Annotated in this window: 3 protein-coding genes; all 3 read left to right on the forward strand. The window is 35.0% G+C overall.

All coding sequences use genetic code 11. The features are described from left to right. Window positions 1–23 precede the first annotated feature (23 nt). The 3 genes from B0A57_RS10445 (at window position 24) to B0A57_RS10455 (ending at window position 3,427) form a co-directional block, all read left to right on the forward strand. Window positions 24–1,610, forward strand: a complete 1,587-nt coding sequence (locus B0A57_RS10445) for an MDR family MFS transporter (RefSeq protein ID WP_011962666.1) — start codon at window positions 24–26, stop codon at window positions 1,608–1,610. Between the two features lie 145 nt (window positions 1,611–1,755). Beyond that, entirely contained in the window at window positions 1,756–2,574 is an 819-nt protein-coding gene (kdsA, locus tag B0A57_RS10450) for a 3-deoxy-8-phosphooctulonate synthase (protein ID WP_011962665.1), read from the forward strand. 22 nt (window positions 2,575–2,596) lie between these two features. Further along, window positions 2,597–3,427: a membrane protein gene (locus B0A57_RS10455; protein ID WP_034097769.1), complete on the forward strand. Its 831-nt coding sequence runs from the start codon at window positions 2,597–2,599 to the stop codon at window positions 3,425–3,427. The last annotated feature ends 225 nt before the right edge of the window (window positions 3,428–3,652 follow it).

The raw sequence follows: 3,652 nt of genomic DNA on the forward strand, positions 1-3,652 counted from the left end.
AATTATCAATTATCAATTAAAGTATGACAACAACTATAGTAGAAGACGATTTAGTAGAATACGGCTTTCGAAGAATTATAATCACTATTACAGCAGTACTTTGTGCTTTGCTGGAAATAGTAGATACAACCATCGTAAACGTAGCACTAACCAACATGCGAGGCAGTTTAGGCGCAACTCTAACAGATGTAGCCTGGGTAATTACAGCATACGCCATAGCAAATGTTATTGTAATCCCAATGACCAGTTGGCTATCACAACAATTTGGAAGAAGAAATTATTTTGCAGTATCTATCATTATTTTTACAATAGCTTCCTTTCTTTGCGGAAATGCTACAAATATATGGGAACTGGTAACCTTCAGATTTATTCAAGGACTTGGAGGAGGCGCCTTATTAGTAACAGCACAAACCATTATTACCGAAAGTTACCCCATAGCAAAACGAGGAATGGCACAAGCCATTTACGGAATGGGCGTAATTGTAGGGCCAACTTTAGGACCGCCATTGGGTGGTTATTTAGTCGATCATTTTTCTTGGCCTTATATATTTTATATCAACATTCCTTTAGGTATTATTGCCACATTTTTAACCCTAACATTTGTTAGAAGTCCAAAATATGGTGAAAAATTAAAAGCAAATCAAGTAGATTGGTGGGGAATTATTTTCCTAGCAGCATTTATTGGCTCTTTGCAATTTGTTTTAGAACACGGACAGCAAGACGACTGGTTTAGCAATAGCACCATTGTAACCCTATGTATTGTTTCAATAACTGGCTTACTCCTATTTATATGGAGAGAACTCACATACAAACATCCAATAGTAAACTTAAGCGTACTAAAAGACGGAAATTTACGAATTGGAATTTTAATGGGATTTATCCTTGGGTTCGGATTATACGGATCTACACTAATTATTCCCATTTATACCCAATCTATATTAGGCTGGACAGCCACTGATGCAGGATTATTACTAATCCCTGGTTCTATTACAACGGCGATTTTAATGCCTTTCGTAGGAAGAATGATTCAAAAAGGGATACCGCAAGGATATATGATCGCAGTGGGGTTTCTAGTATTCTTTCTCTTCACTTTTTGGATGCGAAACGCCATGACCCCAGATACAGGAGTAGAACATTTTTATTGGCCATTAATTTTGAGAGGAATTGGTTTAGGACTGCTATTCGTACCTATTACCACACTATCATTATCCACATTAAAAGGAAAACATATTGGCGAAGGCGCAGCATTTACCGGAATGATGAGACAATTAGGAGGTTCGTTTGGTATTGCCATAATCACCACATTTATTACAAGATTTAGCCAAAAACACAGAGTAAATCTAATTGCGCATCTTGATGGAAGCAGGTTAGAAGTACAACAACGCATTCAGCTTTTACAAAAAGGATTCATGGCTAAAGGATTTAGCACCAACGAAGCGTTAAACAAAGCCCATCAAGTCATCGATTTTACTGTTCTAAAACAAAGCACAGTAATGTCATATATGGATATTTTCTTATACCTAGGAATCATGTTTTTGTGTTGCATTCCAATAGTTTTCTTAATCAAAAAAAGTAAAAACATTATTAACCCAGCAGATGCGATGCATTAGTAAACCATAAAACCATAAAGTCTTAAGGTCGAAACTCATAAAGTCTAGAGTCTCTTCAAATTTCTGAAATTTAGTACACACTTTCAACTTTAAGACTTATATGTAACAAGCTAAATCATTATCTTTGCAAAAAAAATTTAATACAATGAATTTACAAAATATACCTAAAATTAAACATTTAGATAGCGGAAATTTCTTTATCCTTGCTGGTCCATGTGCAATTGAAGGAGAAGAAATGGCCATGAGAATTGCCGAAAAATTAGTAGGAATTACAGATAAATTACAAATTCCTTACGTTTTTAAAGGCTCATTCAAAAAAGCAAATCGATCAAGAATTGATAGCTTTTCAGGAATTGGCGACGAAAAAGCACTAAAAATTTTAGAAAAAGTATCCGCAGCATTTGGTGTGCCAACCGTTACAGACATTCATACAAATGAAGATGCGGCTATGGCTGCAGCTTACGTAGATATTTTGCAAATCCCTGCTTTCTTAGTTCGACAAACAGATTTAGTTGTGGCTGCTGCCAATACCGGAAAAGTGGTCAACTTAAAAAAAGGACAATTTATGAGTCCCGAAAGTATGAAACACGCCGTTCAGAAAGTTCTAGATTGCAACAACCCAAACGTAATGCTTACCGACAGAGGATCTATGTTTGGCTACCAAGATATGATTGTCGATTTTCGTGGCATTCCCACCATGCAAACCATGGCAACTACCGTGCTCGACGTAACCCACTCCTTACAACAACCCAACCAAGTAGCTGGTGTAACTGGTGGTCGCCCAGATATGATCGAAACAATTGCCAAAGCCGGAATAGCCGTAGGTGTAGATGGAATTTTTATAGAAACTCATTTCGACCCCGCAAATGCAAAAAGTGACGGAGCAAACATGCTTCACCTAGATTATTTTGAAGGATTAATGACTAAATTAGTTGCCATTAGACAAACCATCAATATTTTTTAAAACACTAAAATTTAAAACTATAATGAAAAATATACAGTACATCTTTCTTCTACTCATTACATTTACTGGATTCTCGCAAGACATTGCACCAGAGAAATATACTGCACACAACAAAGGGAAATTTTATATTTATTGGGGAGGAAATAGAGATGTTTATTCTAAATCAGACATTCACTTTACAGGTGCTGATTATGATTTTACGCTATATGACGTTACCGCACAAGACAAACCCAAAGGGTGGCACATAGATTATATAAATCCCGGAAGAATGACAATTCCGCAAACCAATTTCAGATTAGGATATTTTATTACCGATAAATACAATATTTCGGTTGGTGTAGACCACATGAAATATGTAATGTATCAGGACAAAGCAGTAAATTATACAGGCCATTACCCTAACAAAGGAACTTTTGGAGAAGTATTGCCAAACAACCAAATTTTACTAACCGAAGATTTTTTAACTTTCGAACATACTGATGGCTTAAATTATGTAAATACCGAAATTGCCCGTGTAGATGATATCTCGAAAATTATAGGCTTACCAAATACAGATAAATTCCAGATAAATTTTACCGAAGGTATTGGTGCTGGAGTGCTATATCCTAAAACAAACGCCAAATTATTAGGAAAAGAACGTCATGATGATTTTCATATTTCTGGCTACGGTTTTTCGGCAAAAGCAGGCTTAAACTTTACTTTCTTCAAATATTTTTTCATACAAACCGAACTAAAAGGCGGGTATATAAATATGAATGATATAAAAACTACTTTTAGCAATGCCGACAAAGCAAGCCAGCATTTTTGGTTTTTAGAAAAGGTAATTGCAGTAGGTGGCGTTTTTAGACTGTAATACAAACTAAAAAATAGTTATCATTTATTTGGTAACTATTTTTTATAATGCTTCATAAATAATAAACACTTCAAATTTCTGATGATAAATTAACCCCAAATCTTCAATGATTCCGATTAAATTTATCAATGTGCAAGATTAACTCCTTTTTTCTATTTTTACAAAAAAGAACAAGATTAATCCGTACATAATCAATCATAACTGAGACCTGTTTTTTCTTTACCT

Source organism: Flavobacterium psychrophilum DSM 3660 = ATCC 49418, from assembly GCF_002217405.1.
Classification (GTDB): Bacteria; Bacteroidota; Bacteroidia; order Flavobacteriales; family Flavobacteriaceae; genus Flavobacterium; species Flavobacterium psychrophilum.

Coding starts and splice junctions, on each gene's coding strand:
- B0A57_RS10445 (WP_011962666.1), top strand. CDS start 24: ATGACAACAACTATAGTAGAAGACGATTTAGTAGAATACGGCTTTCGA.
- kdsA (WP_011962665.1), top strand. CDS start 1,756: ATGAATTTACAAAATATACCTAAAATTAAACATTTAGATAGCGGAAAT.
- B0A57_RS10455 (WP_034097769.1), top strand. CDS start 2,597: ATGAAAAATATACAGTACATCTTTCTTCTACTCATTACATTTACTGGA.